Origin of the sequence: Mesorhizobium sp. M7D.F.Ca.US.004.03.1.1, from assembly GCF_003998635.1 — a bacterium.
GTDB classification, from domain to species: domain Bacteria; phylum Pseudomonadota; class Alphaproteobacteria; order Rhizobiales; family Rhizobiaceae; genus Mesorhizobium; species Mesorhizobium loti.
The window spans coordinates 1-2,503 of record NZ_RZQG01000853.1; the positions used below are offsets into that span (position 1 = coordinate 1).

Annotated in this window: 3 protein-coding genes; 2 read left to right on the forward strand and 1 reads right to left on the reverse strand. The window is 62.8% G+C overall.

Features of this window, described 5'->3' with window-relative positions; genetic code table 11:
- The coding region (locus EN935_RS30880; RefSeq protein ID WP_127373961.1) for a transporter substrate-binding domain-containing protein at nucleotides 1-1,087 on the reverse strand (1,087 nt) is incomplete at its 3' end.
- Nucleotides 1,088-1,371: 284 nt separating this feature from the next.
- On the opposite strand from EN935_RS30880, the gene EN935_RS30885 reads away from it, so the two are divergent.
- Both EN935_RS30885 and EN935_RS30890 read left to right on the forward strand, forming a co-directional pair.
- Nucleotides 1,372-1,923, forward strand: coding sequence for a hypothetical protein (locus EN935_RS30885; protein ID WP_127263825.1), 552 nt, complete (start codon nucleotides 1,372-1,374; stop codon nucleotides 1,921-1,923).
- A 101-nt stretch (nucleotides 1,924-2,024) separates the two neighbouring features.
- Nucleotides 2,025-2,503: glutathione S-transferase family protein (locus EN935_RS30890; protein ID WP_164771486.1), on the forward strand; the 479-nt coding region annotated here is incomplete at its 3' end.

Consider the following 2,503-nt stretch of genomic DNA (forward strand, 5'->3'; position numbering starts at 1 on the left):
AGCCCAGATACTGGAAAACGGCCTGCTTCCACCAATCGCTTTCGACGGTCTGTAGCAAGGCGACATCGAGTGGCTTGCGCAACGGGCTGCCGAGCGGCAGCGCCATAGCATATTGCTGGTGGTCGAAGGTCGCGTCGAGAACTTGGAGGCTCGTCGCGTAGTTCTGCCCCACCAGCCAGCTAAGCAGTGGTTTGTCGTGAACCAGCGCATCGATCTTGCCGGCACGCAGCGCATCGAGGCCTTCCTTGACGGAGGCAAAATCCTGATGGCGTATCTGGGTCGAATCCAGATAGGAGGCCGTCGACGAGCTCTGCACCGCGCCGACCCTGACCGCGGCAAGATCGCCCTCGCCCTGCACCATTCCTTCCATCTGCGTTATCGTCAGCACCGATGTGACGCCCGCAGTAAACACCGCGATCGCAATGATCGATCCCATCATCCAGATCGCGGCCAGCACCCGTCCCGGCACGGTGCGCGGGCCGAAGTCGCCGGTGCTGGCCTGTGTCGCGGCGATAGTCGACCACCACATGCTGGAAAACAGGCCCTTGGCGATGCCGCCACCGAAATCGTCATTGTGCCGGCGTTCGAACATCCAGATCAGAACGCCGACGACGACCGATATGACGATCAGCGCCAGTACCGCCTGCAGGAAGCCGAACGAGGTCAGCGCATGCAGCACCGGCCGCCAGGACGGTTGATTGTTGAGCGGTGTCGCGATGCCGAGCCCGGTCGAGAAAAAGGGTTGCGTGAAATCGACGGCCTTTTCGCGGTCGGCAGTGACCGTGATCGCGGCCATCGCCACATCGAACCTGCCGCTGACAATGCCATCGATCTGGTCCTGCACAGTCGGCACTTCGGCATAGCGGAAGCGAAGATTGAGCCGCCCTGCCATTTTCTGCCAGAGGTCGATGCTCAATCCGGACCAACTGCCGTCCTGCAGCTTGAACGCGAAAGGCGGTGCCTCCTTTATCCCGACCGATATTTCTTTTGAAGGCAAGGCCGAGGGCGAAGCCGGGTCGGGCGAAGTCTGGGCAAGCGTGGCGCCGGCTCCGACACACACGGCGACGACAGTGAGAACGAGCGCCATCGTCCACGAAGCAATTCTTCCCAACGGCAACGACTCCCAGCGCCTGCCGCCCAACCATCGCGGCTTTCGAGAGGGTAGCCGCCGTGCCGTCCTTCGTCCACCGGCGATGGCGGCGCCCACCGCCCGACGCACAATGGCCATACTATTATTCCTCGTGAAAACAGCAGTTTATGGCAATCTAGCGATTCAGACGCTGAGAAGTCTCATGCGTGTCAGCTCGACTCATGGCGCCGCGGCCGCTAACAGTCCGGTCCAATTGACACGATGCGGGATAACGGCCTGCGATGCTCAAGCTTGATCTCCTGGCGCTGTTGCTGACGCCCGGACCAACCAACATCCTCCTGGCCTTTTCGGCCGTTTCGTCCGGGATGCGGCGCACGCTGCCTATGCTGGGTGCGGCCGTGCTTGCCTATATGGCGATTACCCTTGCGGTTGCCGCAATTGTCGCCCTGATCCCGGCGGGCAACCAGATCGAACTGCGGACCGGCGTGAGGATCTGTGCGGTGCTGTGGCTGCTCTGGCTCGCCTACAGCGTCTGGACCACGAAGGACGACGGCGTCGAGATCCGGCTGGTGACGGTGAGGCAGGTTTTCGCCACCACGCTCATCAATCCCAAGGCGATGATCGTCGCCATGCTGGTTCAATCCGAGGGCATGACAGCCCAGCTTCTGACAACGATCGCGGCTCTGGTCGGTCTTGCGGGAGCGGCCTGGCTCGTCGTCGGCCTGGCGGTTCGCCGCAGCGGTTCAAACCTGCTCAGCCAGCGGTCGCTGCGACAAGCCAGCGCCATCTGCCTTGCCGGCTTCGGTATCATCCTTGCCGGCAGTAGCTTTTAGCGCCGGCCTCGCACCGGCGTCCGATGCCCCGCGCAGGAATCGGGTGGCGGGCGGCGGGGCCGCATGCGAAACGCTAGCCCCTCGCCGCAAAAGGATGGGCCATGCTCACGCTCCACGACTATTTGCCATCGCAAAATGGCTGGAAAGTCCGGGTCCTCCTCGGGCTGCTCGACATCGCCTATGACAGTCGCCTTGTCTCGATTTTCGAGGGCGAGAGCCGCACCGACGCCTTCCTTGCTCTCAACCCGGCGGGTGCGGTTCCCGTGCTTCAGCTCGAAGACGGCAGCGCCATCGCCGAATCCAATGCGATCCTCACCTACCTCGCTGAAGGGACGCCCTTTCTGCCGGCGGACCGCTTTCGGCGCGCCAAAATCATGCAGTGGCTGTTCTTCGAGCAATACAATGTCGAGCCGGTCATCGGCTCGCTGCGCTTCTGGACCTTGACCGGAAGGCTCGAGCGCAACCAGGGCATGGTTGCGGGCAAGCGCGAAGCCGGGGCCCGCACCCTCGCCGCACTCAACCGCAGCCTTGGCGATGCCCCGTTTCTCATTGGCGACGATTTCACGATCGCGGATATCGC

Excerpts from the sequence above, each read along its gene's own strand:
- EN935_RS30885 (WP_127263825.1), top strand. The coding sequence starts at position 1,372 with ATGCTCAAGCTTGATCTCCTGGCGCTGTTGCTGACGCCCGGACCAACC.